At 63.0% G+C, this 26,760-nt stretch carries 26 protein-coding genes, 3 tRNA genes and 1 pseudogene; 13 read left to right on the forward strand and 17 right to left on the reverse strand.

The features are described 5' to 3' along the window. Positions 1 to 391 (forward strand): hypothetical protein (locus tag AC0L27_RS27645; protein WP_473320925.1); only part of this gene is annotated, 391 nt, incomplete at its 5' end. A 224-nt stretch (positions 392 to 615) separates the two neighbouring features. Here AC0L27_RS27645 and AC0L27_RS27650 read toward each other — a convergent pair. Together AC0L27_RS27650 and AC0L27_RS27655 are read right to left on the reverse strand one after the other, a co-directional pair. Beyond that, a tRNA-Gly gene (locus tag AC0L27_RS27650) sits at positions 616 to 689 on the reverse strand. A 349-nt stretch (positions 690 to 1,038) separates the two neighbouring features. Further along, complete coding sequence (locus AC0L27_RS27655) at positions 1,039 to 3,441, reverse strand: ATP-binding protein (RefSeq protein ID WP_354209201.1); 2,403 nt, start codon at positions 3,439 to 3,441, stop codon at positions 1,039 to 1,041. A gap of 380 nt (positions 3,442 to 3,821) precedes the next feature. Between AC0L27_RS27655 and AC0L27_RS27660 the strand changes: the two genes are divergently transcribed. Continuing rightward, positions 3,822 to 4,535, forward strand: coding sequence for a substrate-binding periplasmic protein (locus tag AC0L27_RS27660; RefSeq protein WP_354209200.1), 714 nt, complete (start codon positions 3,822 to 3,824; stop codon positions 4,533 to 4,535). Between the two features lie 7 nt (positions 4,536 to 4,542). On the opposite strand, the gene AC0L27_RS27665 is transcribed toward AC0L27_RS27660, so the two are convergent. Beyond that, on the reverse strand, positions 4,543 to 4,746 hold the full coding sequence (locus AC0L27_RS27665) for a hypothetical protein (protein ID WP_354209199.1): 204 nt from the start codon (positions 4,744 to 4,746) through the stop codon (positions 4,543 to 4,545). Between the two features lie 29 nt (positions 4,747 to 4,775). Further along, positions 4,776 to 4,955: a hypothetical protein gene (locus tag AC0L27_RS27670; protein ID WP_354209198.1), complete on the reverse strand. Its 180-nt coding sequence runs from the start codon at positions 4,953 to 4,955 to the stop codon at positions 4,776 to 4,778. A gap of 197 nt (positions 4,956 to 5,152) precedes the next feature. Here AC0L27_RS27670 and AC0L27_RS27675 point away from each other — a divergent pair, with 197 nt between their 5' ends. Further along, a complete protein-coding gene (locus AC0L27_RS27675) occupies positions 5,153 to 5,539 on the forward strand; it encodes a YciI family protein (protein ID WP_354209196.1) in 387 nt (128 codons plus the stop codon). A 9-nt stretch (positions 5,540 to 5,548) separates the two neighbouring features. Here the strand turns inward: AC0L27_RS27675 and AC0L27_RS27680 are convergent, their stop codons facing one another. Continuing rightward, positions 5,549 to 6,139, reverse strand: coding sequence for a TMEM175 family protein (locus AC0L27_RS27680; protein ID WP_275168189.1), 591 nt, complete (start codon positions 6,137 to 6,139; stop codon positions 5,549 to 5,551). Between the two features lie 129 nt (positions 6,140 to 6,268). Between AC0L27_RS27680 and AC0L27_RS27685 the strand changes: the two genes are divergently transcribed. Both AC0L27_RS27685 and AC0L27_RS27690 read left to right on the forward strand, forming a co-directional pair. Further along, entirely contained in the window at positions 6,269 to 8,326 is a 2,058-nt protein-coding gene (locus AC0L27_RS27685) for an ATP-dependent helicase (protein WP_473320927.1), read from the forward strand. 57 nt (positions 8,327 to 8,383) lie between these two features. Further along, positions 8,384 to 9,364 carry an NADPH:quinone oxidoreductase family protein gene (locus tag AC0L27_RS27690; RefSeq protein WP_473320928.1) on the forward strand — a complete coding sequence of 327 codons (981 nt, stop codon included), beginning with the start codon at positions 8,384 to 8,386 and terminating at the stop codon, positions 9,362 to 9,364. A 30-nt stretch (positions 9,365 to 9,394) separates the two neighbouring features. Here AC0L27_RS27690 and AC0L27_RS27695 read toward each other — a convergent pair whose 3' ends face one another. The 3 genes from AC0L27_RS27695 to AC0L27_RS27705 are packed head-to-tail and all read right to left on the reverse strand — an operon-like array spanning position 9,395 to position 12,512. Further along, positions 9,395 to 10,642 carry a metal-dependent hydrolase family protein gene (locus tag AC0L27_RS27695; RefSeq protein WP_473320930.1) on the reverse strand — a complete coding sequence of 416 codons (1,248 nt, stop codon included), beginning with the start codon at positions 10,640 to 10,642 and terminating at the stop codon, positions 9,395 to 9,397. 17 nt (positions 10,643 to 10,659) lie between these two features. Beyond that, positions 10,660 to 11,157 (reverse strand): GAF domain-containing protein, encoded by a 498-nt coding sequence (locus AC0L27_RS27700; RefSeq protein WP_473320931.1) that lies wholly within the window; start codon positions 11,155 to 11,157, stop codon positions 10,660 to 10,662. After that, positions 11,154 to 12,512 carry an MFS transporter gene (locus AC0L27_RS27705; protein ID WP_473320932.1) on the reverse strand — a complete coding sequence of 453 codons (1,359 nt, stop codon included), beginning with the start codon at positions 12,510 to 12,512 and terminating at the stop codon, positions 11,154 to 11,156. The genes AC0L27_RS27700 and AC0L27_RS27705 overlap by 4 nt, the downstream gene beginning before the upstream one ends. Before the next feature lie 105 nt (positions 12,513 to 12,617). On the opposite strand from AC0L27_RS27705, the gene AC0L27_RS27710 reads away from it, so the two are divergent. After that, positions 12,618 to 13,547 (forward strand): LysR family transcriptional regulator, encoded by a 930-nt coding sequence (locus tag AC0L27_RS27710; RefSeq protein WP_473320933.1) that lies wholly within the window; start codon positions 12,618 to 12,620, stop codon positions 13,545 to 13,547. A gap of 151 nt (positions 13,548 to 13,698) precedes the next feature. Next, positions 13,699 to 14,730 carry an LLM class flavin-dependent oxidoreductase gene (locus AC0L27_RS27715; protein ID WP_473320934.1) on the forward strand — a complete coding sequence of 344 codons (1,032 nt, stop codon included), beginning with the start codon at positions 13,699 to 13,701 and terminating at the stop codon, positions 14,728 to 14,730. 121 nt (positions 14,731 to 14,851) lie between these two features. On the opposite strand, the gene AC0L27_RS27720 is transcribed toward AC0L27_RS27715, so the two are convergent. Then, positions 14,852 to 14,937, reverse strand: a tRNA-Tyr gene (locus AC0L27_RS27720). Between the two features lie 206 nt (positions 14,938 to 15,143). Here AC0L27_RS27720 and rlmB point away from each other — a divergent pair. Beyond that, a complete protein-coding gene (rlmB, locus tag AC0L27_RS27725) occupies positions 15,144 to 15,974 on the forward strand; it encodes a 23S rRNA (guanosine(2251)-2'-O)-methyltransferase RlmB (protein ID WP_473320935.1) in 831 nt (276 codons plus the stop codon). Between the two features lie 66 nt (positions 15,975 to 16,040). Here rlmB and AC0L27_RS27730 read toward each other — a convergent pair whose 3' ends face one another. Continuing rightward, on the reverse strand, positions 16,041 to 16,574 hold the full coding sequence (locus AC0L27_RS27730) for a hypothetical protein (RefSeq protein WP_473320936.1): 534 nt from the start codon (positions 16,572 to 16,574) through the stop codon (positions 16,041 to 16,043). A 39-nt stretch (positions 16,575 to 16,613) separates the two neighbouring features. Further along, positions 16,614 to 17,099 (reverse strand): hypothetical protein, encoded by a 486-nt coding sequence (locus AC0L27_RS27735; RefSeq protein WP_275168202.1) that lies wholly within the window; start codon positions 17,097 to 17,099, stop codon positions 16,614 to 16,616. 283 nt (positions 17,100 to 17,382) lie between these two features. Between AC0L27_RS27735 and AC0L27_RS27740 the strand changes: the two genes are divergently transcribed. From AC0L27_RS27740 to AC0L27_RS27750, 3 genes are all read left to right on the forward strand, one after another. Then, the gene (locus tag AC0L27_RS27740) at positions 17,383 to 17,892 is read left to right on the forward strand and encodes a hypothetical protein (RefSeq protein ID WP_275168203.1); all 510 of its coding nucleotides are present in this window, start codon (positions 17,383 to 17,385) and stop codon (positions 17,890 to 17,892) included. A 165-nt stretch (positions 17,893 to 18,057) separates the two neighbouring features. Continuing rightward, positions 18,058 to 18,132 (forward strand) — tRNA-Thr (locus AC0L27_RS27745). A 210-nt stretch (positions 18,133 to 18,342) separates the two neighbouring features. Then, on the forward strand, positions 18,343 to 18,621 hold the full coding sequence (locus AC0L27_RS27750; RefSeq protein ID WP_354059643.1) for a metal-sensing transcriptional repressor: 279 nt from the start codon (positions 18,343 to 18,345) through the stop codon (positions 18,619 to 18,621). 258 nt (positions 18,622 to 18,879) lie between these two features. Here the strand turns inward: AC0L27_RS27750 and AC0L27_RS27755 are convergent. From AC0L27_RS27755 to AC0L27_RS27765, 3 genes and pseudogenes are all read right to left on the reverse strand, one after another. Continuing rightward, positions 18,880 to 19,014, reverse strand: a pseudogene (locus AC0L27_RS27755) (DUF1259 domain-containing protein); the annotation flags it as partial. 18 nt (positions 19,015 to 19,032) lie between these two features. Beyond that, positions 19,033 to 20,241, reverse strand: a complete 1,209-nt coding sequence (locus AC0L27_RS27760; RefSeq protein ID WP_354058665.1) for a cation:proton antiporter — start codon at positions 20,239 to 20,241, stop codon at positions 19,033 to 19,035. 84 nt (positions 20,242 to 20,325) lie between these two features. Next, a complete protein-coding gene (locus AC0L27_RS27765; RefSeq protein ID WP_473320939.1) occupies positions 20,326 to 21,405 on the reverse strand; it encodes a calcium:cation antiporter in 1,080 nt (359 codons plus the stop codon). 375 nt (positions 21,406 to 21,780) lie between these two features. Here AC0L27_RS27765 and AC0L27_RS27770 point away from each other — a divergent pair, with 375 nt between their 5' ends. Further along, positions 21,781 to 22,518, forward strand: coding sequence for a recombinase family protein (locus tag AC0L27_RS27770; RefSeq protein ID WP_473320941.1), 738 nt, complete (start codon positions 21,781 to 21,783; stop codon positions 22,516 to 22,518). Continuing rightward, the gene (locus tag AC0L27_RS27775; protein WP_473321010.1) at positions 22,421 to 22,627 is read left to right on the forward strand and encodes a hypothetical protein; all 207 of its coding nucleotides are present in this window, start codon (positions 22,421 to 22,423) and stop codon (positions 22,625 to 22,627) included. The genes AC0L27_RS27770 and AC0L27_RS27775 overlap by 98 nt, the downstream gene beginning before the upstream one ends. Positions 22,628 to 22,655: 28 nt before the next feature. Here AC0L27_RS27775 and AC0L27_RS27780 read toward each other — a convergent pair whose 3' ends face one another. The 3 genes from AC0L27_RS27780 to AC0L27_RS27790 form a co-directional block, all read right to left on the reverse strand. Further along, on the reverse strand, positions 22,656 to 23,297 hold the full coding sequence (locus AC0L27_RS27780; RefSeq protein ID WP_473320942.1) for a recombinase family protein: 642 nt from the start codon (positions 23,295 to 23,297) through the stop codon (positions 22,656 to 22,658). 285 nt (positions 23,298 to 23,582) lie between these two features. Continuing rightward, positions 23,583 to 23,891 carry a hypothetical protein gene (locus AC0L27_RS27785; protein ID WP_473320943.1) on the reverse strand — a complete coding sequence of 103 codons (309 nt, stop codon included), beginning with the start codon at positions 23,889 to 23,891 and terminating at the stop codon, positions 23,583 to 23,585. Positions 23,892 to 24,420: 529 nt separating this feature from the next. Continuing rightward, positions 24,421 to 25,989 carry a porin gene (locus AC0L27_RS27790; RefSeq protein ID WP_354058659.1) on the reverse strand — a complete coding sequence of 523 codons (1,569 nt, stop codon included), beginning with the start codon at positions 25,987 to 25,989 and terminating at the stop codon, positions 24,421 to 24,423. Positions 25,990 to 26,760 lie beyond the last annotated feature (771 nt).

Raw genomic sequence — 26,760 nt, forward strand, 5'->3', positions numbered from 1 at the left:
CGATCGCGCGTCATACAGTCGAAGCGTCCCTAAGCTTCACCCCTACCAGAAAGCCCCGCTTCCCCCAGGCGGGGTTTTCGCCGTCGGCGCTGCATCAACGCACCGATCTTTTCAAGCGCCCTTTTGGCTTGACCACTTTTTCCCGATGCAGCAGCCTAGCTATGGGCAGGGTTTTGAGGAGGCACAATTGCCGAAAACCCTAGTGGAATTCAGAGCGCAGAACCTTCGTTTACTTGAGCAGCTTTGTCCGGACGATCCGGGCTACATTCAATCATGGATCAGGAAGTTCGACCGCCAGAACGGGATCGAACCTGAAGCTCCTGCGAAGTCTCGCCGGGAGCGAGGTGTTGCTTCACCCAAGAAGGCCAGGTCCAGCGACCGAACCAATTGAGCTCGTGGTTGCCTTCGCTCGGCGCCGGAAGCTACGGCGAAGAGGCGTTGGGCTAGGCAGTTCGCCGCTTTTTCCGGGGAGCGCTCGCCTTTGTCTTCAACTTACCGGTCCCGGTATTCGACACACGAGCCACACCTCCGAGTGCAGCTGCAAGAACCTCGTGCTGAGCATCTCGGCCTTACCGTGCTCACAGCCGTCTTCAACGGGCCGGACAATGAAAACATTGGAGCGGGTGAAGGGAATCGAACCCTCGTATTCAGCTTGGAAGGCTGCTGCTCTACCATTGAGCTACACCCGCGACAGGGGCTCCCTAACACGGCCGGGCGGCGGTCTCAACTGCCCAGGATCAACTGCCAAATCGACGGCTTTCCAGCGCCGTCCTGGCCCTGCGAACAGCCGCTGCTTCCTCCCGACCCGCCTCCCCTTAACAACACCGGAATTGCCGCCTATATTGATGTCTTCCGTAACCAACGAAAGGAGGTGATCCAGTGTCTTTTACCAAGCGCTGTCACCTCGCTGGGATCGCCCGCTAAGCTTTGAATAGAGGCTTGGCATCGGGGCGCTCTCAGCCCTGGACCAGCGAGCAAGAAATCGGGCGCGGCGGGGTCTCCCCGCCGCGCCTTTTTCGTGGGTCACGCGCCTGCTGCTCAGGCGGGCGGCTCGCCGGCGAGCGCCTCGCGGACCCTCAGTGACAGGTCCGCCTTCCGGTACGGCTTCCTCAGCAACGCAACGCCGGGACCGAGCTGGCCCTCGTGGTCGAGGGCGTTGTCGGTATAGCCGGACGTATAGAGCACCTTCATCCCCGGGCGAAGGCGCCGCACGGCCTCGGCCAATTCCTGCCCGTTCATGCCACCGGGCATGATGATGTCGGTGAACAGCAGATCGAATTGGGCGCCCTGCTGCACCAGCGCAAGCGCGGTTGCGCCGTCGCCGGCTACGAGGGTGCGATAGCCGAGGCTGCCGAGCTGGGCGATGACATAGCCCTGCACCAGCGGATCGTCCTCGACGACGAGAACCGTCTCGTGCCCGCGTGCCGCCGCGGGCGCCTGCAGCGACCCGACCCTCGCCTGCGCTCCGCCCGCAGATCGCGGCAGAAACAGCCGAATCACGGTGCCGCGGCCTTCCTCACTCTCGATCGCGACGCTGCCGCCGCTCTGCTTGCCGAAGCCGTAGACCATGCTGAGGCCGAGCCCGGTGCCGCGACCGACCCCTTTGGTGGTAAAGAACGGCTCGAACACGCGGTCGCGGATATCGGCGGGGATGCCATGGCCGGTGTCGGTCACCGCGACCATGATGAAGGCGCCGCGTGTGGCGTCGCCGTCACCAGCACCATCCAATTCGCGGTTTGCGGTCTCGAGCGTCAGCGTGCCGCCGCCAGGCATCGCATCACGCGCATTGACGGCGAGATTGATGATCGCCGACGACAGCTGCGACGGATCGGCCATCGCCGGCCAGGCGTCGTCCGCGAGGTGGGTCACGATCTCGACGTTTCCGCCCAGGATCGGCTTCAACAGCTTCGCCGTCTCGAGCACGAGGCCGTTGACGTCGATCTCGCGCGGCTCCAGCGGCTGGCGACGCGCAAAGGTCAAGAGCTGCGAGGTGATCTCCGCGCCTCGCGCCGCCGCATCGTCGATCAGCTGGGCGATCGCGGCTAGGTCGGGCTTGTCCGCCAGCCCCTCCCGGACGATCTCGATGGTGCCGGTGATGACAGTGAGCACGTTGTTGAAGTCATGCGCGACGCCACCGGTGAGCTGACCGATCGCATCCATCTTCTGCGACTGCCGAAGCCGCTCCTCCGTCTCGTGCTGCTCGGTCAGGTCGGTGGCCGAACCACGATATCCCATGAAGCGTCCATCGGCGCCGAACACCGGCTGGCCGTTGACGCTGAAATGGCGCGCGCGCCCAGCCGCATCGCGGCCGCGATACTCGAACTTCCGGAACGGCTCGTGGCGATCCAGCGTCGCCAGGTGACCGCGCCATTTCTGCGGCTCGGCATCGTGGTCGAAGGCGGCGTCTGAACGGCGCCTCCCGATCAGCGCCCTCGGGTCCATGCCGAAAGCATCGGCCCGCTCTGAAATGTAGGTGAACACGTGATCCGGGCCGGTCTCCCAGAACCAGTCGGATGCAGTCTCGGCATAATCGCGGAAGCGCTGCTCGCTCGCGCGGGCGTTCTCCTCGGCGTGCTGCCGGATCTTCAGGTCACGCTCGAGATTCCCATTGGCCTCGCGCAGCTCGCCATAGGCGTGTTCGAGGTTGGCGCACATGGCGTTGAAAGCAACGACCACCTTGTCCAGCTCGTCGGCCTCGTAAGGCGGCCGGCGCTCCAGGCGCAGCGGCGGCGGCGGCCGTCCGAGGCTGTATTTGCCGACGTACTCGGCGATGGCGCCGAGATGCCGCGTCACCAGCAGATGAAACATGTAGATGATGAACAACGAGACAAGGAACGTCTTTGCCGCCTGGCTTGCCAGGATGACGAGGGCCCTGTTCAGCAAATGCTGATAGACGTCGGTCAGCGTCGCCTCGACCCGGAGCGTGCCGATGGCGCGCGAGGTCCCCTGCACCATGGTGGTCAGCGGAAATTCCCGGGTCATGATCGAACGGGTGTTTCGCTCGCCGACTTCGACACGGATCGGATCGGGCCGATCGGCGATCTCGCGGACCTCCGCCGCGCGAACGTCAGGCAGCCGCAGAATGCCATCGAGCTGGAGCTTGAGCTGGTTCTGGTCGAGATTCCACAGGCTCTCTCCGAGGCTGCCCGTGGTGCTGCGGCCGATTTCGTCCAGCCGCGTCTCGATCAGTCCGACCTCACGATTGTAATCCAGATAGAGCTGGAGCACGGTCAGGGTCAGCGTCACGACCGATGAGAACAGCAGCACGGCAGCAAGCAGCCGGGGCCCGACGCCGCTGCGCGACCAGTTGAAGATCCGCGACAGGAGCGCCGCGAACATGGGAGGCGCGAGCGCGGCGCCGATGCCGGTCAAATCCTGCTTCGCAGCCACCGGCGCAATGGCGCGGCCGCGCTTGCTATCGTCGTTGCCTGCGTTGCCCATGCACCACGTCCCGAAAATGGCGGCACCTGCTCAGCCTACCGGTCGCAGCCGCGAGCAAAGTGAACGGTTGAGGCCCTGCCTCAGCAGGCGATACGCGTGGCGATCCTGTCGGCCCATGATCCTGTCGGCCGATGATCCTGTTGGCCCTTGGGCGGCTTGAGCTCGACGGGGTCATATCTTGCGCCCAGCAACAGGATCCCCGGGCAAACTACCACCTCGCATGCTAGAATGACATCGGTGAAAGTCCGGAGCCGCCCGCACAGCGGGAACGCGCTGCAAACGTTGCGGGCCGGCACAGCTGCCATCTCCGGTAGATCGCGCGGCACCGCAATCCGATGGTAGCAGGGCACGCCCAAAAGGCATGGCCAGGGAGATGCGTCATGAGGCGGATAGTCGTGGTCTGCCTATTGCTGCTCGCGGCAAGCCCGTCGCAGGCGCAAGAGGTCATCCGGCTGGCACGCATCGCCGATATCCCCGATCAATATGTCGGCGGCGAGATGCTCCGCGCGGTCTATGCCAGGCTGAACATCAAGCTCGAATTCGAGGATGTCCCCGGCAAGCGCGCGCTCGCGCTGTCGAGCACCGGCGAGGTCGACGGGGAGGTCCAACGGATCGGAACGCTCTCTCGCGACTACCCGACGCTGATCCAGGTGACACCTGCGATCAATTACATCGAGCCCGCTGTCTTCACCACGAAACTGCAGTTCGACGTCGCCGGCTGGAATTCAATCAGGGACTACAGCATCGGCATCGTACGCGGCGTCGGCTCGTCGGAAGCCGGTACGCGCGGCATGACCCGGGTCACGGCGACCACAAGCCTCGACAACATGGTCAAGATGCTCGATGCCGAGCGCTTCGACGTGATGGTCGCCGACCTCTTCAGCGGGTTGGTTGCGGTGAGGAAACTCAATCTCCAGGCCAGGATCCATCCGCTCTCACCGCCACTCGAGCGCATCAGCATCTACCACCATCTGCATGAACGCCATCGCGATCTCGTGCCGAAGGTCGGAAGGATGATCGAGCAGATGGAGGCGAGCGGCGAGCTCGCCCGGTTGCGGGAAACCCTGATCAAGCAGGTGCTGAGCGAGATGTGACAAGCCGTCAGATCGTGCGAGGCCGCTCCCGCACCGCTACCGCGGCGATCAACAGCCCGACGCACCAGGCCATGGCGGCCCGCGGCGGCTCGCTGCCGAGAAGCACGGTGAAGATGCCCGCAAGCAGGCATGGCGCGACCGCCTTGCCGTTCCTGGTCGCGAGCGAGAGCAGGAACGGCATCGCGGCGATCGATTTCTGCACGACGTTCATGGTCGCACGCTGTTTCGTAAGCGTTGGGCTTAGAAGCCGCAAACGTTCATTGCGCGCGGGCGCTTGCCGCGCCGGCTTTCGACGATGCGCTCGCCGCCGCTCTCGGCCGAGCTGCCGTAATAGCGGTGGTGGCCGCTCTGGTCGTGCAGATCCGCGGCGTCCGACTTTTCCGTCCGACGCGCGTCGCAGATGATCTTGATGGTCGACATGGCCGCCTCCGAAGTGTTCTTGGTGGCAATCAGTCGCGCCGATTTCGGACGGCGTTCACATCTTTCGGCCGCAATCGGGTTTCGGGAAGGTTTCGTCGCCCCACCCCGCGACGCAATATTTTCCCCAACCCCATTGTCGGCTGCGACGGTGGTGATACGTCCTTTGGACGCGCGCAGCAAAAATCAACGAGGTGACGATGCTTTACGCCATCCTGGCCTATCACGTGGAAGACGAGATCTTGTCCTGGACGCCCGAGAAGGACGCCGCGGTCGTGGCCAAAGTCATCGAGGTTCAGGCTCCGCTGCGGGCAAGCGGGCATTTTGGCCCGGCCGCCCGCCTGGATGAGACCCGAAAGGCCCGCACCTTGCGTGGCCCCGGCGCGGGCGTCGTGCTGGACGGCCCGTTTGCCGAGACCAAGGAGCAGCTTCTGGGCTTCCACCTCGTCGAATACGACACGGACGAGGAGGCGATCGCGGCCGCGCGGACGCTGCGCCAGGTCAATCCGTCAGCGATCTACGAGATCCGCCCGGTCAAGCTTTACGTGCCGGCCGACGGGTTCGGCACGACGCCTTCCGGCGAATGAACGGCAGGCCTACTTGTCCGTCCCGGTCGGCCCGACATAGAAGCGCTGGATCAGCAGCCCGCCGAAGGCGATGAACCACACGAACGGGGCGACTTGCGGCGCGAACGCCGCAACGACGGTGCCCGGGATGAACACCAGCAGCGGAAACAGCGAGGCCATGATCTCGTGGCGCCAGCCGCCCAGGATCCTCCACCACAGCCAGGCATTGAGGCCGGCGATCGCAGTCAGGTGCAGGCCGTAGAGCACGGCGACCGCACTGCTCCTGGGGTAGTTGGTGTAGAGGCCGTTGGTCACCGGCAGCAGCACGATCGATAGCAGGAAGAACAGATTGAGGATCACCGCGCCGCGGCTGCCGACGGGCTGGCGCGCCAGCCGCCTGTGATGGCTGATCCAGAACACGCCGGCGATGATGAAGCTGAGCGCGAGACCCGCGAGCTTGCCGGAATAGACCCGGGCGAGATCGTTCCAGTCGGGCGCGCTGGTGAACACCGCAGCCTTGGGCAGGTCGTAGGCGAGCAGCGTCATGGCGACGCCAAAGATGGTGTTGCTGAGCGATTCCAGCCGTCGCATCTCGAACTGGTCGGATTTGAGCTCGGTCATGCCGGGTGGCGCTTTTTTCGGAATGGAACCTTGGGCCGTCTTGTCCCTAGGTCTTAACATCGGTCCCGTCCAGACGCATTGCGATTCGCAGCGGGATCGCCGACTCTGGCTGTTTCACCGGGGCGATTCGTGGCGACATATCTGGACACGCTCAATGCGGAGCAGCGCCGCGCCGTGGAGCATGGCGTGGCCGATGGTGCGACCGTGGGCGCGCCCCTGCTCGTCATCGCCGGTGCGGGCTCCGGCAAAACCAACACGCTGGCCCATCGCGTCGCGCACCTGATCGTCGCGGGCAGCGATCCGCGCCGCATCCTCTTGATGACGTTCTCGCGCCGCGCCGCGGCCGAGATGTCCGGCCGGGTCGAGCGCATCGCCCGAAAAGTACTCGGCGAGAACAATGCCGCGATCATGCGCGACGCGCTTACCTGGGCCGGCACCTTCCACGGCATCGGCGCGCGGTTGCTGCGCGAATATGCCGAGCGGATCGGCGTCGATCCTGCCTTCACCATCCACGACCGCGAGGATTCCGCCGACCTGATGAACCTGGTCCGGCACGAGCGCGGATTGTCGAAGACGGAGAGCCGCTTTCCCGCCAAAGGCACTTGCCTGTCGATCTACTCGCGCTGCGTCAATGCCGAGATGGAGATCGAGAAGGTGTTAGGGGCGCATTACCCCTGGTGCGCGGGCTGGGCGGCCGAGCTGAAGGGCCTGTTCGCGGCCTATGTCGAGGCCAAGCAGGCCCAGCACGTGCTCGATTACGACGATCTCCTGCTCTACTGGTCGCAGATGATGAGCGATGCGCTGATCGCGGAAGAAATCGGCGGCCGCTTCGATCATGTGCTGGTCGACGAATATCAGGACACCAACCGCCTGCAATCCTCGATCCTGCTGGCGCTGAAGCCGGACGGACGCGGCCTCACCGTCGTCGGCGACGACGCGCAGTCGATCTATTCGTTCCGCGCCGCCACTGTTCGCAACATCCTGGATTTCCCGCAGAGCTTCTCGCCCCGCGCCGAGATGATCACGCTCGACCGCAATTACCGCTCGACGCAACCCGTGCTGGCGGCGGCCAACGGCGTCATCGGCCTGGCGCGCGAGCGTTTCACAAAAAATCTCTGGACCGACCGTACCTCCGCGCAAAAGCCGCAGCTCGTCACCGTGCACGACGAGACCGACCAGGCCCGCTATATCGTCGAGGAGGTGCTGGCCAACCGTGAGCAAGGCGCGCTCTTGAAGCACCAGGCGGTGCTGTTCCGGACGTCCTCGCATTCGGGTCCGCTTGAGATCGAACTCACCCGCCGCAACATCCCCTTCGTCAAGTTCGGCGGGCTGAAATTCCTCGATGCAGCTCACGTCAAGGACGTGCTGGCGCTGCTGCGCTTCGCTGAGAATCCGCGCGACCGCGTCGCCGGATTTCGCATCCTGCATCTGTTGCCGGGCATCGGACCTGCGACGGCGCAGCGTGTGCTCGACCAGATGGCGGAGAGCTCCAATCCGCTCGCCGCGCTCGGCCAGCTCCCGGTGCCCCCGCGCACCGGCGCGGACTGGACCGACTTCGTCCGCACCATCGAAAATCTGCGCTATTCGGAATGGCCGGCCGATCTCGAACGCGTGCGGCTCTGGTACGAACCGCATCTAGATCGCCTGCACGAGGATTCCGAGACGCGCCGCGCCGATCTGATGCAGCTCGAGCAGATCGCGAGCGGCTATGCCTCGCGCGAGAAATTCCTGACCGAGCTCACGCTCGACCCGCCGGATGCGACCAGCGACAAATCCGGACCACCCTTGCGCGACGAGGACTATCTGATCCTCTCCACCATCCACTCCGCCAAGGGCCAGGAGTGGAAATCGGTCTTCGTGCTCAACGTCGTCGACGGCTGCATGCCGTCGGATCTCGGCGCCGGCACCAGCGCCGAGCTCGAGGAGGAACGCCGCCTGCTCTATGTCGCGATGACGCGCGCCAAGGACGATCTGCACCTCGTGGTGCCGCAGCGCTTCTTCGTCCACGGCCAGGCCGCCAAGGGCGACCGCCACGTCTACGCCTCGCGCACCCGCTTCATCCCGGAGCAGCTCGTCTATCTGTTCGAGCGCACCGCCTGGCCGAAGGCCGGGGCAAGCGCAGCGCGCACTGCCGCGCAAGGCCCGAAGGTCGACATCGGCGCTCGGATGCGGGGAATGTGGCGGTAAGACACAAGAGGCTGGTGTCGGGGCCTGTCAGGATAACTGGAACAACAGAGGTCCGACATGAAAGCGGTCGTCGTCGAACAATACGCGCCCATCGATCAAATCGCCCTGAAGGACGTTCCGTCTCCGCGCATCGAGCCCGGACAGCTGCGCGTCCGGGTAGAGGCCGCAGGGATCGGATTTGTCGACGGCTTGAAGATCGAGGGGCGCTATCAGACCAAGGATCCCCTGCCCTTTATTCCCGGAACTGAATTCGCAGGGATCGTGGACGAAGCGCCCGGTGCACCGGGCGGCTATCAACCCGGCATGCGCGTGATGGGGATGACGCGCTCGGGCGCGCTTGCCGAAGAGATCGTCGTCACCCCCGAAGCGCTCTATCCCCTGCCGGACGGCGTCGCGGCCGAGGTCGCCGCCTCGTTTCGTGCCAATTACCTGACAGCCCTCTATGCGCTGAGTGCGCGCGCGTCGCTCAGCGCAGGCGAACAGCTCCTGGTGCTGGGCGCAGCCGGCGGCACGGGAATTGCGGCTGTCCAGATTGGCAGGCTGCTCGGCGCCCGTGTGATCGCAGCGGCATCGACACCAGACAAGCGCGAGTTCGCGCGACAGCACGGCGCCGATGCTGTGGTTGACTACACGCAGATCAACTGGCGCGATACGTTGAAGGAATTAACCGGAGGACACGGCGCCGACGTGATCTTCGACCCCGTCGGCGGCGAGGTCTCGGTGCAGGCCTTTCGCTCCATCGCCTGGCGCGGACGTCATCTCGTGGTTGGCTTTGCTGCCGGCGCGATCCCCGCGCTACCGTTCAATCTGCCGCTGCTGAAGGGCGGCGCCCTGCTCGGCGTCGACCTCGCGCAGCTTCCGATCCGCGAGCCCGAGGTGCAGAAGCGCCTGATGTCGGAGCTGGCGGCCTGGTTGGCCGAGGGCCAGCTGAAGCCTGTGGTCGGTCGCGTCTTCGCGCTGGATGATTTCCGGGAAGCGTTCAGGACCATGCAGACGCGCCGGGCGCTTGGCAAGATGGTCGTGCGCATCCCGAAATAGGCCGCACCGGCACGCGGGATGTGGCGGCAGCTAAGCGTTCAGCCGGTCGAACTGGACCTTGCCTGCCTTCATCACCAGCGGAATGTGCTCGCCCTGGCCGAGCAGGCAGACGACATCGCGGAGCGGATTTCCATCGACCACCAGCAGGTCGGCCCACGCCTCGGGCGCGATCCGGCCGAGCTTGCCCTCCATGCCGAGCACCTCGGCGCCGACCAATGTCGCGCTGGCGATGACGGCGCGCGGACCGAGAATCTCGGCGCGGATACGGAATTCGTCGCTCTGGAGCCGTTGGGACGGCCCAAGCAGGTCGCTGCCAAACCCCATCTTCACGCCCGTATCGCGGTAGATCGTGAGCGAACGCAGGCCGGCGTCGCGGACATCGGCGATCTTGGCCACGCTTTCCGGCGGCAGGCCGTATTGGGCGCCCTCGTTGGCCAGCGCCTCGTAGGTGACGAGCGTCGGCACCACATAGGCACCCTTCTCGGCCATCAGCTGCGCGGTCGGAGCATCGACCAGGTTGCCGTGCTCGATGGTACGCACCCCGCACCGCACCGCGCGTTCGATCGCAGCAGCGGTGTAGGCGTGGGCGAGCACATAGGTCTGACGCCCGCGCGCCTCCTCGACGATGGCGCGGATCTCGTCCTCGGAGTAGCCGAAGGCGCCGACCGGATCGGTCGGTGAAGCCACGCCGCCTGAGGCCATGATCTTGATCTGGTCCGCCCCCATCTGGAGCTCCTCGCGCGCCGCCCTGCGCACGCCGTCGACACCATCGGCAACGCGCGCCAGCGCGCCGACACGCACGCAGCAGGGGCACGGTGCGTCGCTGGCGAGGTAATCCGAACGCGCCCGCATGTCGCCGTGCCCGCCGGTCTGGCTGAGCGCACGTCCCGAGACGAACAGCCGCGGACCGTCGGTGAGTCCGGTCTCGATCGCCTGCTTCAACGCATGGCCGGCGCCGCCGGCGTCGCGCACGGTGGTGAAGCCCCGCCGCAGCATGCCGCGCAGCAGCAGCGTCGAGCGCAGCGTCACCAGCACGTTCGGCATGTGCACCTGCTGCGCCAAATTGAGCTCTACGGCGATCGCATGCACGTGCAGGTCGATCAGGCCGGGCATCAGCGTCTTGCCCTTGAGATCGATGGTGCGATCGGCTTCGGCCTGGAGCGGCCGATCGGAGACCTCCTTGATCAGATTGTCCTCGACCAGCACGTGATGTCCCTCCAGGAGGTCGGGCTGAAGCGGATCGAGCAGAGCGGCGTTCTTGAAGAGCACACGGGACATGACGATTTCCTGTCTTATCAGGACTGGATGAGCAGCGCGGGCAAGGCGAGCTGGGCGAATGGAAGACACGCAGTGACATCGTCCTCGCCGTACCAGCCTGCCTCATGGAGCAGATTGAGCGAGCCGAGCGTGCGCCCACACCAGCGCACGGGCATGTTGAGCACGCTTTCGCAGCCGAGCGAAGCGATCAGCTCATGATCGGAAAACACCTCGCGCAGATCGTCCCGGGTGCGGCCGATATAGGCGTCGCCGCGGTCGAGCACGGCCTCGGTCCACGGCCCCGGCGCCAGGCGTTTGCGTCCGCCCGCGGGGTAAGGTCCGGGGAGATTGGAATACACCCGCGCTGCTTCCCTTGTGTCGTCGTCATAGGTCAGGATCGTGAACAGCTTGTGCCCGATCGCCGATTTCAAGGCGTCGTCCAGCGCCGAGTACACGGCATCCGGCTGATCCACCCTGCCCTGCGCGGCCGCCACGGCGCAGAGCAGCGGATCGGACCGGCGTTTCGTCTCCCTCAAGCGACTTCACCCCCCGCAATCTCTTCCAGCGAACGGCCGCGCGTCGGCACCCCCATCAGCACCACGGTGAGCGCGCCTAACAGCAGCACACTCGTGGTGAGGCCGAACACGCCGGCGAAGCCGAAATTGGGATAGAGATAGCCGACCAGGATCGGCGACACGATCGCACCGATGCGGCCGATCGCCGAGGCGAGCCCGGCGCCGGTGGTTCTGACCGCCGTCGGAAAGACCTCGGCGGTATAGGCATAGACGCCCGCATAGGTGCCGTTCATGAAGAAGGACAGCAAGATTCCCGCCACCATGATGTGCTGGTCGCTGTGCGCGAACGCCAGCCCGAGCGCGCTGGCGCCGCCGAGCACCATGTAGGAGGCGATCGTCGCCTGCCGGCCGATGCGCTCGTTGAAGTACGCGGCGCTGAAATAGCCGGGAATCTGCGCGCAATAGATCGCGATCGAATAGGCGAAGCTCTTGGTGATGCTCATGCCGTTCTGGACCAGAAGGCCGGGGATCCAGACGAAGAAGGAATAGTAGCTGAACGTGATCGCAAGCCACATGATCCAGGTCATGATGGTGATGCGCGCCTGGCGGCCGGCGAGGAGCGCGGCGAAATTGGCAAGCAGTGTCCCACCAGTCACGGGAGACACCGTGATTTCGATGACCGGTTGCGGCAGGACATGGCCTTGGCTCGCAAAACCGGCCTCGATCCTGTCCAGCACGGCTTCGGCTTCCTTCTCCCGACTCCGGCTTTCCAGCCAGCGCGGCGATTCCGGCAGCGCCCTGCGCCACCACAGCAGCATGACGACCGGCACCGCGGTGATCACCAGAACGATGCGCCAGCCGTTCTCAGAGGCGGGCACGATGAAATAGCCGAGCAAGGCCGCCGCGACGAAACCGAAGGAGAAAAATCCAGCCAGCGCGCCGGTAAAGCTGCCGCGGTAACGCCGTGCGACGAATTCCGCGAGATAGGGCGCAATGATTGCGCTCTCCGCGCCGGTGCCCATGCCCGCGACGACGCGGGCGGCGAAGAAGGACGACCAGTCGTTCACCGCCGCGCTGACGATGGATGCGACGCAATAGAGCGCCAGCGCCGACATCATCACCGCACGACGGCCAATCAGGTCACCCAGCGTGCCCGCCAGCAGCGCGCCGAACAGGAAGCCGATATAGGTGCTGCTGCCGAGCACGCCGATCTGGACGCTCGACAGATTCCAGGTCGTGCGCAGCACCGGCAAAATGAACGCCAGCACGGCTGCGTCCATCGCGTCGAACATGTAGCCGAGCCCGCCCATCAGCAGCAGATGCCCGTGGAAGCGCGCGAATGGAAGGCGCTCGATGCGCGCCGAAATCATCGACATGATAGTCCCCTCTGTCTGGCGGCCCGGCACTCCGCTCATCCCTGGGGAACCATAGACAAAGAGATATTATCGTCATAATTTATAATCATGATCTAGTACATCACTGTGGTGAATGTTCTGTCGTTCCGAACGCTCGACCTCAACCTGCTGAAAGTCTTCGAGGCCCTGATGACCGAGGGCAGCGTCACGCGCGCAGCCAACGCGCTTCTGATGACGCAGCCGGCGGTCAGCAACGCGCTCGCACGCCTGCGGGACGCGCTCGGCGATCCCCTGTTCGTCAGGTCCGGCACCGGCATCCGTCCGACCCAGCGCGCCGTGGTGCTGTGGGAGCCGATCGGCGAAGCGCTCGAAACCGTCCGCGGCGCGCTCGACGAGCAGGTGTTCGATCCGCGCCGTGCGCAGACCGAATTCAGCCTGTCCATGTCGGATTATGTCGCTTCGCTGGTGATGCCGAACCTGCTGAACCATTTCGGCAGTGTCGCGCCGAAGGCGCGAATCCATACCGTCCCCAACACCGTCGTGGAGATCGCCGACCAGCTCGAGGACAATCGCGTTGATTGTGTGCTCAGCGTCTATGTCAACGAAGCACAGCAGCCGGCCGCCATCCGCTCGCGCTCGCTGTGGACCGTCGACTACGCCTGCTTCATGCGGCGCGGTCATCCCCTCGCGACGGTGAAGCGGCTGAGCACGCGCAGCTTCCTCAACGCGGGGCATGTCGATGTGAGCCTCGCGGGCAAGACCTTGCCGTCCTACGACCTCTTCCTCGCCTCGCGCGGGCTGTCGCGCAACCTGGTCGCGACCGTCAACCACTACAGCGCCGCCTACGAGGTCGTGCGCCAGTCCGACCTGGTCGCCGTGCTGCCGAGCGATTTGCGCTCGCAATCCCGGCACGCGCCGTTCCTGCACGCGATGTCGCTTCCGCTCAAGGCGCCGCCGCGCATCGTCAGCCTGTTCTGGCACCAGCGCAATGACACCGTACCGGCGCAGCGCTGGCTGCGCGAGACCCTGGTCGAGATGTTCGCCAGGTCCGACTGAAGCCGCGGGCAGCGGGCGGCCGACACCATGAAAAAAGGAAACAATGGGTTTCTCGAAGCAGCATTGTGCACCCGTCCCGGCTGCTTAGCTGCGACTAAAGCAATCCCCCACAGTGACAGGCGCGCAAGCCGCGCCCGCAGAGATCTCATCGATGACCGCACCGCTCGAATTCGGACTGGACACCTTTGGCGACGTCACCAGGGACGCCTCCGGCGCGATGCTTCCGCACGCGCAGGTGATCCGCAACGTCATCGACGAGGCGGTGCTGGCTGATGACCTCGGCCTCGATTTCATCGGGCTCGGCGAGCATCACCGCGCCGACTTCGCGATCTCGTCTCCCGAGACCGTGCTGGCCGCCGTCGCATCGCGGACCAAGCGGATCCATCTCGGCTCTGCCGTGACCGTGCTGAGCTCGGATGATCCGATCCGCGTCTTCCAGCGCTTTGCCACGCTGGACGCGCTTTCGAACGGACGCGCCGAGGTGATCCTTGGTCGCGGCTCGTTCACGGAGTCCTTTCCGCTGTTTGGCTTTGATTTGCGCAAGTACGAAGAGCTGTTCGAGGAGAAGCTCGATCTGTTCGCGGCACTGCTGTCGCAGAAGCCGGTGACCTGGGAAGGCAAGCTGCGTCCGCCGCTCAAGGATCAGCTGGTCTATCCCCCGGTCGAGAACGGCACGCTCAAGACCTGGATCGGCGTCGGCGGCAGTCCGCAATCGGTGGTGCGCGCGGCACATTACGACCTGCCCTTGATGCTCGCGATCATCGGCGGCGATCCGGCGCGCTTCGCCCTTTTCGTCGATCTCTATCACCGCGCATTCAAGGAGTTCGGCCGCCCGGCACAGCCGATCGGCGTGCACTCGCCCGGCTACCTCGCCGAGACCGACGAACAGGCGCGCGAGGAACTGTGGCCCGACTACAAGGCGATGCGCGACCGCATCGGCAAGGAACGCGGCTGGCCACCGATGGGCCGCGACGAGTTCGTGAACGAGGCCGAGCATGGTTCGCTCTATGTCGGCTCGCCGGAGACGGTCGCGCGCAAGATCGCCAAGACCGCCAAGGCACTCGGCATCTCGCGGTTTCAGCTGAAGTATTCGGCGGGCCCCCTGCCGCACGAGAAGCTGATGAAGAGCATCGAGCTCTACGGGCGGAAAGTGGTGCCGATGGCGCGGGAGATGATGGGGTAACTTACGCTCTGAGCCAGTCCGCCTACGCCCTGCGGGCTACGGCGCGACAGCCTTCGCTCACTTCGCGCCATGACCATCGGTGCCGGCTTGCCGAGCCGTAGCTCGCGAAGCGAGCGAAGGATGGTGGGGGAGGCAGGACTCGAACCTGCGAAGCCATAAGGCGGCTGATTTACAGTCAGCTCCCTTTGCCACTCGGGACACTCCCCCGCTCGACGGCAGCACAATCGGGCCGGACCTTGCCGGCGACCGAAGACGGCCATGGAACGTGAAGGCCGCGACAGCCCGGATGGGGGCGCGACCGGGCGCGGTTATCGGCGAAGCGGTGGGGTAAAGTCAACCGAGGCGAACAGCTAAAATCGCCCCCGAAGCCACCCAAATTGCCATATTCCGGGACCCATGACACAAGCGAGCCCATGAAGGATCGAAAATTCAACCCGAGGGGCCCCCGCGGCGGGTCTAAGCCCTTCAACAGGACCGGAAAATCGGCCGGTCGGCCGGCCCGGCGCGATCGCGATTCGGATACCGACGGGCCTGTCATCCTCTATGGCTGGCACACCGTCACCATGGCGCTCGCCAACCCCCAGCGGCAGATCCGCAAGCTGACCCTGACCGAGAACGCCGCAAGGCGTCTGGCGGACGAGAACATCGCAATCCCGGTCACGCCCGAGATCGTCCGGCCCCAGGAGATCGACCGGCTGCTGTCGCCCGACGCCGTGCACCAGGGCCTGCTCGCCGAGGCCGATCCCCTGCCCTCGCCCGACATCGAGGATTTGGAGCAGGACGGCATGGTGCTGGTGCTCGACCAGATCACCGATCCGCACAATGTCGGCGCCATCCTGCGCTCGGCGGCGGCGTTTGCGGTGAAGGCGATCGTCACCACCGCGCGTCACAGTCCGGAAGCGACCGGCGTGCTGGCCAAGGCCGCCTCCGGCGCGCTGGAGCTGGTCCCGATGGTGACGGTGCAAAACCTCGCCCGCGCACTGACCACGCTGAACGAGCTCGGCTTCCAGACCGTCGGACTGGACAGTGAAGGCAGCGCGGATCTCTCCGAGGTCGCCCTGCGCGAGCCGCTCGCGCTGGTGCTGGGCGCCGAAGGCAAGGGCCTGCGGCAATTGACGCGCGAGACCTGCAGCGTCGTGGCGCGGCTCGACATGCCCGGCGAGATCAAGAGCCTCAACGTCTCGAATGCCGCCGTGCTCTCGCTCTATGTCGGCGCCAGTCGGCTCGGGCTGATGAAGCGATAACAAAGCAAAACAAAACGCCCGTCCGCATCGCGGACGGGCGTCTCGTTGGCTCAACCGATCAAGCGATCAGTAATAGCGGCGCAGCACGCGGTGGCCGCCATAGTACGGCGCATGGCGCGGAGCGTAGCCGTAGCGCGGACCGTAGCCGTAATGCGTGCGCGGCAGATAGCCGGCGCGCGGGCCGTAGCCGTAGCGATACGGACGGTAATACGGGCGGCGGTAGGGATAGGCGGCCGGCGCTTCGACCGCGGCGGCGCGATAGCCGTAGCCGTTGCCGTAACCATAGCCACGGCCGTAGCCGTAATTGGCGGGCGCAACCACCGCGTCTTCACGATAGGTCGGATACGGCGCGAAGGCGCCCGGGCCGGTATAGGTCGGGCCCTGGTTGACGTGATAATATTGCGTGGTGGGCTCGGCGAGACGCTCATAGGCGCCATAACCGTAGCCGTAGCCGGCCCCATAACCGCCGCAGCCGGTGTTGCAGCCGGAATAGACCGGCGCGACCGGCTGGCACGGATTGAAGCCGCAGGCCGCGGCGGGCGCGGTAGCGACGAACATCGCGGCAGCCGCCCCGACCAGTCCCGAAATCATCTGACGCATTACTCTCTCCTGTTGATTTTCGTTTGTTGTTTTCGTTTCTTAACCCGGCGGCCTGCCGGGCATCTCTGCACGCGGCCGCGGCCGAGGACGCCGCGGCTGGTCGTTGATCTCAGGCGCGAGGATCACCGGCGGCGGATTGACGGGCACGTCCATCTGCGGCGGCAGCGGCGCCGATTGCGCGCCCCAGCTCTGGTAATAGCTCTCGGCGGGCTTGGGCATTTTGCGGTTCGCGGGCGGCTCGACCTCGAGCCGCCCATAGCCGGGCCGCAGGCCCAGCGTCGGGTAGTAATGGCCGACGTCGGCGGGCTGGCGCTCGGCGACATAACGTCCGCCATAGATCGTGGGCTGCACCTGGACGTTCTTCCCCAGGCCCCAGGTCCCCTCGACCGCGGCATAGGACGCGTCGATGTTGTTGATGATGATGGGCACGCCCGGGCGGCCGGGAACGACGATATCGAAGCCGCCGCCGGCAAACGCCGTCGCGGGCAGTCCGATCAGAAACGCAGCGAGCGCAGATGCGCGCATGAGGGGATCCCATTTATTCGGCGACAACCTACCCGATAGCGACGCAGAGAGGGTTAAGGCCCTCTCACCAATTGCTGGTAAGCCTAATGTGTAAGGATTGCGCGCCGCTCAAATGCTGTAAGGCGAACTAGCGAAGCATTAACGCCGCTGGACCCTGCAGTCGGGAACCATGGTGCGTGCTCACTTCCGTTTGAATATCGTTGACGAAAATCCACCGGTTTCAGCGGAACGTCCGGCGTCCTCGGCGTTTAGCCCCCGTCAACAGAACGGGAGCCAAACAATCATGAATATCAAACTTCTCGGAGCCACGGCGATTGCGGCGACCCTGGTGACAGGCTCTGCCATGGCGCAGGCCGTGATCACCAATCCGGGCCGGTGCGCGGCGCAATTCCCCAACGCCAACTGTCAGAACGTCGGACCGGGAAATCCGTACACCGATAGCGGCTATCGGCATCGTCGCGTGTCCTATCGCCAGACCAACAACGGCGATTGGAATAACGACTGGAACAGGAGCCGCACCGGCTTCTGGCCGACCGACGTAGCCACTGGCGCGGTCGGAGCAGCCGCCGGCGTGGCCGGCGCAGCCATCGGGACTGCGGGCGCAATCGCAACCGCCCCGTTCCGTGCCACGAACGACGCCTACGCCTACGACAGTGGCTGGGACAATTCGTGGAATAATTCTTGGGACAACCGCGGCTGGGACACCCGCACCTACGCCCAGCGCAACGGCTTCGTCTGCACGCCCGGCACCTGGTTCAAGGGCCAAGACGGGCGCCGCCATATCTGCCAGTAAGGCGGTTTGAACCGAACGCGACAGATCAGGCGGCCTTCGGGCCGCCTGATTCATGTTTGCAGGAGCATCGCGGGTTCTGGCACTTTCCGGGCAAGTCTGGTATTGCGGCGCGCACGGGCGGACAGCCCCGGCATACGCCGGCCCTGCCCCGTTTTTCCAGGCGTCGCCGGCTTAGCTCAGCGGTAGAGCAGCGGTTTTGTAAACCGAAGGTCGGGGGTTCAATCCCCTCAGCCGGCACCAGCGTTACAACAAGTTATCCCCGATTTGTAGCCCCGACCGTCCCTCCGCTTTCGCAGCGGACAGCGTTCTGGGCTACGCCGGGCTACACACAATACGGACCCTTCACCCAAGGAAAGCCCGTGCGCCTCACGCCGCGGCAACCTGGTCCGAGAAGGGGGCTTGGCGGCGCGCCCGTCATGAACTATCCCCTCCCCGGGGATAGGATGATCCATGACGCAGCACATCCACGAGAGCCATCCGGATATCGTCAAGCGGCTGAAGCGCGCCGAGGGGCACCTGCGCAGGGTCATCGCGATGTTCGATGATGGCCGCTCCTGTCTCGACTTGGCCCAGCAGCTTCATGCGGTCGAGAAAGCCATCGCCGAGGCCAAAAAAGCCCTCATCCACGATCATGTCGACCACTGCCTGGATGCGGCCGCCAATGGCGGCTCCGGCAAATCTGCAAAGAATGCCCTCGCCGAGTTTAAGGCGATCTCGCGATATCTTTAGCGTGGAGTTCTCGATGCCTGCGGCCACTCGTTCGGCCGCCGCGATCGTGTCGGCCCTGCTTGTCATAGTTGGAGTCACACCGCAGGCCCTTGCACAGTCCGCACCGGCAAAAGTCGACGGCAAGCCGCCCGCCATCAAGTAATAAGCTGCTCTATGCGATCCATCGCCCGAATGGATTTGCTTTTTTCTCTTTTCGACATCTGGCGAGGCTCCTTCGCGGGTACGGGGCATGTGCTCGCAGCTCAAGAGCGCCGCAGGGATGTCTTCAGCGGACTTGACAGCATCCTCGTCGGCTCGGAAATGCATGAAGAAGGTGCGCGGCGAGTCATCAAACATTTGCCTGTGCAGCGCCATCACGTCCATGCACCGCTTCCGCAGCGCAATGACGACCAAGGTTCACCTCGACCCGGCTCAATCGCCGGTGATGCCCCCCTTACCCGCGCCCGGGCCGCTCGTCGCGCGTCTATGAAGAAGCTGCCCGGCGATCGTCGGGAACAGCAACACCGACAAGACTGCAGCTCCGACCAGCACAGAGCCCATCTGCTGACTCATGGTTTTTGCACGAACGGCAATCTCGGTGATGACAACGACCAACGAAAGCGAGGCGACCGAACTGTAAAGCGCGAAGGGTATCCGTTCTGCGGGCTTTAGATCCCTGCGATACAGAAATACCGGCGCACCTCGCACCAGCAGAAAAAGGGCGAGAGCGACCGGTACTAGCAACATCGTGACGACGCTACCGGTTATTGACGCGAGATCGAATTTTATACCCGTGCCGACGAAAAAAAACGGAATGAACCAGCCGAAGAAGATGGCATCAATTTTCATCCGCGGTGCTTTGCCGTCCGGCCCTTGTGTACCCAATCCTACGACTAATCCCGCAGCAAATGCTCCCAGGATACTCTCGAACCCGAAGCGCTCCGACAGAACGAAGAAAGCGGCAAACAATAGTAGGGTGATACGAACTGGAAGCTGGGAGCTCCCATGTAGCGAGCGAGCCAGGAGGGCGACAACACGGGGCGGACGTAGCCCCAAGCTGATTGCGGCCGCCAAAACTACGACCACAAGGAATGCCACCAGGAAACCAAACTCCTGGACAGTCGTATACTGCTGGCTAAGCAGCAACGACATTGCGACAATCGGTCCTAGTTCGCCCATTGTCCCTGCGGCAATGAAAAAACGCCCGAACGGTGTGTCGAGTTGATTTGCATCACGCAAAATGGGTAGCAGCGTACCCAGCGCGGTTGTGGCGAGAGCCAATGCCACGATCATAGGATCATGGAGCGAACTCGCACGAAGGATGGCTGCCGCTGACACCGCAAGCAAGACTGACATTCCCCACCCGCCCACCGCAAGTAACAAGGGCCGTCCGCGAATTCTTTCGAACTCGAGCTCCATGCCCGCCATGAAGAGCGTGGCCGCCATTCCGAAGGCGAACATAGAGGCCAAGACGCCGTCGAATCGCACCCAGCCAAGAACTTGCGGGCCGATGATGACGCCTAACACGACTTCAAGCACTACCGCCGGAATACGAAATCCGATCGGAAGCTCAGCGAGCAAAGGTCCGGCGACGGCCATGACCAGAACCAGAAGGACAGGCGAATGAGTGTCAGCCAACATCCCAAGTCCTATTGATTGTTCACCCTGCCAAGCCGCGACGAACACGCGTCGTTCTGCAATGATCGAATGGATGATTGCGTTTCATCATGGCACAACGGCAAAAAATAAATACGCCGCGAACATGACGAGATGCACGATTCCCTGAAGCACAGTTGTTCGCCCCGTGCCGAGAGTGATCACACCGAGAAGCAGTGTCAGGGCGAGAAGCCCCTGCTCCTTGGCATCCAATCCAAGCTCCAGACGGTAGCCGAGCGCAATCGAAACTGCCGCTACCGCGGGGATCGTCAGACCGATCGTGGCGAGCGCCGAGCCGAGCGCCAAGTTCAGGCTGGTCTGCAATCTGTTGTTTCGCGCCGCTTTGATTGCTGCTCCCGCTTCCGGCAGCAGAACCAGCAGAGCGATGATAATGCCGACGACTGATTCCGGCACCTGGAGATAACTGATTCCCCGCTCGATCGGAGGCGTCAGAGTCTTGCCGAGAGCGACCACGGCGGCAAGCGAAACCAGGAGAAGTCCTGCGCTTAGCGCAGTCGCTCTATTGTCGGGCAGCGCGACATGGCCGTCGTTGCTCGGCGGCTTGACTGGCAGAAAATAATGACGGTGGCGTACCGTCTGGATGAAGACAAATGCGAAGTACAGCACTAGCGATACGAGGCCGGCGAAGATGAGTTGCGGCGTGTTGTACAAGGGGCCGAGTTCCTGCGCCGCCAGATTCGGAAGAATCATCGTTAGGCCGGTGAGCGCGACGAGAACCGCCATCGCCGCACTCGCACCCTGAGCCTGAAATCCCTGTTCGTGGTGACGAATGCCGCCCCACAATAGACACGTGCCTACGATGCCATTGCACACGATCATGACGGCAGCGAAGACCGTGTCACGAGCTAACGCCGCTTTTTCGGCCGGCGCTGCGACCATAACCGAAACGATCAGGGCCGTTTCAATCACTGTTACAGCCAAGGCAAGAACAAGCGTTCCATACGGCTCACCAACACGGTGGGCAACCACCTCGGCGTGGTAAACGGCTGCAAAAACGGTACACAGCAACACGGGTCCGGCGAGTCCACCGACGATGACCCCGGTACCGATGATGGGGATCATCAGGAGCAGCAGCCACGCCACCACGGGCCAAGCCCAGCTCCACCGCGGCGTACCTGCTACAGTCATGACGCCCAGCCCGCATCAGAAAGTAACATCGGCCTGTGGGTTGAGCAAGGCATCTGCTGATGGTTGCTCTGGCTTTGGCAGCTAACACCCATCCGGTTCTCCGCCGCGCCCATGGGCTTTACTGGATCGTGATTGATATTTCCACGACCCACTATGCAGTTTCGGCTGAGGACGTCCGATCGCGTCATACTCGTGCTAGTGCTCCCAATGCGCGCTCGGCTCGGCCAGACGCCACATGTTGCACTGGTGATCGGAACCAGCTCGATAAGCCTTGCGGCCGGCCACATTTCGCCCGACTTTCTGCTCTCGAGATAAACTGATGATGGAAAATGGCTTCACTCCTATGACGATCACACAGAGCAAGAAAATTTCCGCGTGTGCGAGCTGGCTCGAACTGAGCGAGGACCGCAGGAGCTTCGTCTATTCGCGGATCGAGCCGAGATAATTCGAAAGATCTTTGAACTTTCGATTGGCGGGTTGGGCAGCTACGCAATAACCAACTATCTCGAGAAGCAGGGCATCCCTCCGTTTGGATCGTCGCCCAAGTGGGACCACACTACGATAGACAGCATGCTTCGCAACCGCGCCGTCTTAGGGGAGTATCAGCCGAAGAGTTATGCCGGCGGCCGAAGCAAGGGAATTCCGAATGGTCCGCCCGTGCCGGACTACTATCCGGCCGTAATAGACGAAGATACCTTCCAAAAAGCTCAGGCCGCCCGGCAGCAAAATCTGATCACCAACCGCGGGCGAAAGGGCAACAATTTAGCAAATCTGTTCGACGGACTTACCACGTGCGCTTACTGCGGGAGCGAAGTCCGGTTTCTTAGTAGTCACCCTTACAAGAGCTTGGTCTGCGCGAAGGTGCTAGATGAAAACGGGTGCACGAGAACGGCATGGTCCTACCAAGATTTCGAAGCAAACGTTTTAGAGTTTTTGGGCCCACCCTGCGCTCCTGGACTCAGCCGAGCCCTCGCGGAAGGACGAGCTTCGAAATTTGGTTGGAGACATCGTCCGCTTGGGCGACGACGGCGACCTTTACGTCACTCGTTACTCCATCGCCCTAAGTCTCAGAAAAATCGTGACGCAGCTCACGCTTTCAAGCAGCGGGTCTAACCCGGGGAATCGTCTGGCGGATGCAGCTGTTCGACGCGACGTCAAAGGACGATTCTTCGAGCTGCGTTTGTGGGGCGGTCACATCTACAAGGGCATCTCAACTACCTGAGTTGAGGCTTGTGTCTGCAAGACGGTTTCTATCGGTTTGATGAGGTCACAAGCGACCGACGATGCGAAAGACTATGGCTCGAACTGAAGGCCTTACTTCGTTCTGATCGGCCCACCTTCCGCAATCGTCGAGACGGACCTACGCATGCCGGCAAGCTTAGCTGCCTGAGCGTGCTCGCACCCGCCTTCTGTGCCTCGCGGATGATGGGGAGCACATTCGCAGCGTAGCGGTCGGCCTCGACCTTTACGGCTTCCACAGCTCCCTTGCGGGCCACGCGGAGCTTAGGGTTGCCCAGTGTAACCCCGCGGGCCTTCGCAGCGGATAGGGCTTGCCGGGTGCGGGTGGAGATCAGCGCACGCTCCTTCTCGGCCAGGGCGGCAAACAGGTGCAGGACGAATGGGTCAACGTCGGGCCCAAGCTCAGCGACCACGAAAGGTACCTTGTGGGCCATTAGCGCGGAGATGCAGTGTACATCACGGCTGAGCCGGTCGAGCTTCGCAACTCCTACGTGACACCTGAGCTTCCGCGCTGCGGCCAAGGCGGCCTTGAGCTGCGGCCTGCGGTCGAGCGCGTCGGCGCCCTTGCCCGTCTCGACCTCAACGAACTCGCGGGCCGCTTCGTATCCCTCGGAGGACGCGAAGTGAGCCAGGGTCTGCCGCTGGGCTTCCATGCCCAGGCCTGAGCGACCTTGAGCAGAGGTGGACACGCGGATAAAGGTGATGAGCGGAGCCGATGGCAGGTCGAGGTTCTCCAGAGCTGGTCTGTAAAGAACCTATACGTCCACTTAGATTGTAGACAACGTGCAGAATGGAATCCCTGAGATTCCCTTTTGCATGCCTGCCCGAGTGCTGAGATGGCTCCCTGATCCGCGGCGCTCCGGGTGCCCGAGGTGCAGGATGGCCATGGCTGGCCTGAGATCCGCTCGTTTAATGCGATCGAACTTTAGCGATTTCGATCAGTTCGACGTGCCCTTCGAGCGCAGCGTCGTAATCGCTGTAGAAACGGCGAACACGGGTTTGCTCGTCAGCGATGAGAGCACCTTCGAATAGCAAGGGCGTCTGGTCCATGCTGTTGGAACGAGCGGTATTCCAGCCAAGAGTCTGGTCAAGATGTGCGCAGAGCCAATCTGGTCGAAACTCAGACGCACTTTTTCCGGATTTGCTCCCATCCAGCTGCGCACGGTTTTCTGCACTTCTAAGTCGTTGCCTACGTAGACCGGCCGTTTGCCTTCCAAGATATAGAAGCCAAATGGAAAGATGATCATTCGATCCGCTCCAGTCAGCTACGTGCTAATCCTCGATCTGCAATTTCGCACAATAACAGCGAAGACAACGCTCAAGATGCTGCAATAATTTCTAAGGTGCGCAATGTGGCAGCTTGCCTCATCTCGTTCTTGATGGAGCGAGCGACTGGTCTCCGCCGATTGGCCAAGTTCACTCCTCACCTTCGGCGTGATCGAAGATAGACGAACCTCTTATCGTCACTGGAGCTCTCCTTGGGATCAACCTAAGCTGTATCAAGGGCCTCGCTACGATGAACGAAAGGTTTCCCCGCAAGGCTTCGGCAACTGACTTTGTGGAGAGGCCGACCCTGTCTTCCGCATCGAACTGAAGAGAATGTCCCACTGCGGAATAGTCGGCTCCAACGCGCTCGCCCAGAGAACCTGAATGTCCGATATCTGGAAATCCAGGAATCTCAGCAAACGAACGCGTTCGCCAAGCCGAAGAACAACGCAAGAAACCCTCGGCAGTTTCCCGCCGAGGGCCTTTGGAGGTTAGGTCGCTAGACCGAACTTACCAGTTGCGCTGAGCGCGGAGCAGCAGCGTGTAGCTGTCCTGATCTTTCAGCTCGTACACGGCAGCCGGCTTCGCGATGGCAGCAGCACCACCGTAAGCAAAGGTACCTGCCATCTTCGAGTCCAAGTGCGTCCAGTTCACGTCGGCCGAGAACGTCAGGTTCTTGACCGGGGTCCAGCGAGTGATCAGGCCGACCTGGCCGATGGCGAAGTCAGGGTTACAATTGGTAACGCCGGCCACGGCGAACGTACCACCAACACCGCAGAGGGACCCCTTGGCGAGCGAGCCGAACTGCGCCTGAGCGTAGGCACCGTAGATGGCCGTATTCCAGTACGGATCCCAGTTATGAGTGTAAGCACCACGGAAGCCCCAGGTCTTGACGCTCTCCTGCTGGCTGCCGCCGCCCGCAGACGTGTACACCGTATCCGGGGCAGAGGCGAAAGCTACGCTCTGGTAAGCGATACCGGAGCTGCCGAACATCGAATACGAGCTACCCGCGAGGTTCTGGAAGTTGTAGCGGGTCGCGCCGTCCGTGTAGACGCCCGAAATGTTGATCACGTCACCCGCACCGGTCGGGATGTTCTTGATCGACAGAGCGAGCTGAACCGCCCAACCCCACTTGTCGTCGGGGTGACCAGTCGGCTCGGTCGCACCGTAGTAGGCAACGTGGTTGTCATGCGCAGCGACCGATGCCTGGAACAGACCCCAGGCCTGGTCGACACGGACCATACCGACGAGGTTCGGCGAACGCGAACCACCGATGCCATTGATACCACTGGTGCCGCCGACGAGGCCAGCCACGCTGGCGCCGGCGAGGTTGAAGTTGCCAGCCTGATAGTAAGCCGTGGCGTCTTCGGCCGAGAACGACGCAGTGATGCCTTGGCCGAAGTCCGCGGTGTAGGTGAACTGGTTGACACCAGTGACCGTGCCGGAGCCGCCGACGAGGCTGTCAATGTTGTTGCCGGGATAGTTGGTCCAGGGCGCGTCGAACTGCGACACGGCCTTACCCATGGTGAACCCAGCGAACTGGATGAAGGCATAGTACACGCCGAGCGAACCGCCCGAGGTGCCGCCGTCGGACGGGTTGATCGAGGAACCAACGAGCGCCGGGGTCGCACCCGAGGTGTTCAGGGCCAGCGTGCTGGTGTAGGCGGTATTACCGAAGGCTGAACCGGTGCCCTGATAGCCGCCCGTCGTCCAAGAGAACGTCGCATCGAAGAACGTGCGGACGACGCCATATTCGGTCGCGGTGCGCGTGTCGATGTTGAGGTCTTCACGAGCGCGCATGGTGTAGTAGTTGCTCAGACGGTTATGCGCACCGGCCGGAGAGCCGTTGGCAATGCCGTAGACGCTGTTGGTGCCCAGCGCGACTTCAGCGCGCAGGTAACCACCCAGCTTGATGCAGGTGTCAGTGCCGGGGATGTAATAGAAACCCGCACCGTACAGGGAGCAGATCTTCACGTATTCGACCGCTTTGGCCTTCACGGGGAGATCGGCTGCTTGCGCTCCGCCCACGGCGATAAGACCCGCCGCTGAGCCGAGCAAAAGGCTCTTAACCAACTTCATGTTAAACCTCCAAGTTGCTCTTCAGGGAAGGTCACTGACCGGACGGCCAATTCCCGAACCCCCTTCAAATCCACCGCTTGAGCCACTTCGCGCCTTTGGACACACCCGCGGAACGCGAGGGACTTAAGCGAAAGACCTAAACGGGACGACCTTGGGATGCCCCCCTCCGTCGCACTCACGATATGAGGCAAAGACCTCCGATCAATCAATGACAGAGTGCCTCTGATGAGGTCGGAATGGCGCGTTTTTGGACGGATGTTGCACAAATATCACTTTTTGCTGAACGGACGCCGCTGCTTAAGTGATTGATTTTGCCCCTAAATCTGTCCGGCTCTCGAAAAATCGCTTTGGAACCATTTCCTGCGGATCGGGTTCCCCACAGCCTTGGTGCTTCGCCGCGAGGGATCACGTGGCAGAATCACTCATCCCAAGGAGTCGTCCACGCATCGTAGCTGAGCGAACGAGAGCTTCGGCTCGATGCCGCGAGCAGATGCAGTGCACAGCTTATAGATTAGCGCTCTTGAGGGATCGCGCGGACGAAGCGCCTTACAGCACTTTTCGTATCCGGCGCGGACTGCTCCCCCTTATTCGATCTAGGGTCAGCTGCCGGGTTTCCCTTGGAGTGGCTAGGTATCCAGAGGAACGGACAGACCAAACTCGGACCTGCCTAAGTCTACTGGCCAGGAACTTTGTTCAGAACTCGTTCCATCCCCTTCCCTCTCTAACTAACGACTGAGACGAGCAGACATCCTGCCGGAAGGCGCGCGTCGC

This window comes from Bradyrhizobium sp. Ken51, from assembly GCF_055807435.1.